The sequence below is a fragment of the Desulforamulus aquiferis genome, from assembly GCF_030577015.1.
In the GTDB taxonomy this organism is placed as follows: Bacteria; Bacillota; Desulfotomaculia; order Desulfotomaculales; family Desulfotomaculaceae; genus Desulfotomaculum; species Desulfotomaculum aquiferis.
Map to the genome: position 1 here is coordinate 1 of NZ_JARPTC010000090.1, position 290 is coordinate 290.

The window sequence follows — 290 nt, forward strand, 5'->3', positions numbered from 1 at the left end:
TAGTCTGCAACTCGACTACATGAAGTCGGAATCGCTAGTAATCGCAGGTCAGCATACTGCGGTGAATACGTTCCCGGGCCTTGTACACACCGCCCGTCACACCACGAAAGTTGACAACACCCGAAGCCGGTGAGCTAACTCGTAAGAGAGGCAGCCGTCGAAGGTGGGGTTGATGATTGGGGTGAAGTCGTAACAAGGTAGCCGTATCGGAAGGTGCGGCTGGATCACCTCCTTTCTAAGGAGTACCTTGAACCTTCGGTTCAAGAAACTCTGGTCGATCATTTATCATC

At 52.1% G+C, this 290-nt stretch carries 1 rRNA gene; it reads left to right on the forward strand.

Annotated elements, in window-relative coordinates:
- Positions 1-235: ribosomal RNA gene (locus tag P6N53_RS18655) — 16S ribosomal RNA — on the forward strand; the annotation flags it as partial.
- Positions 236-290 lie beyond the last annotated feature (55 nt).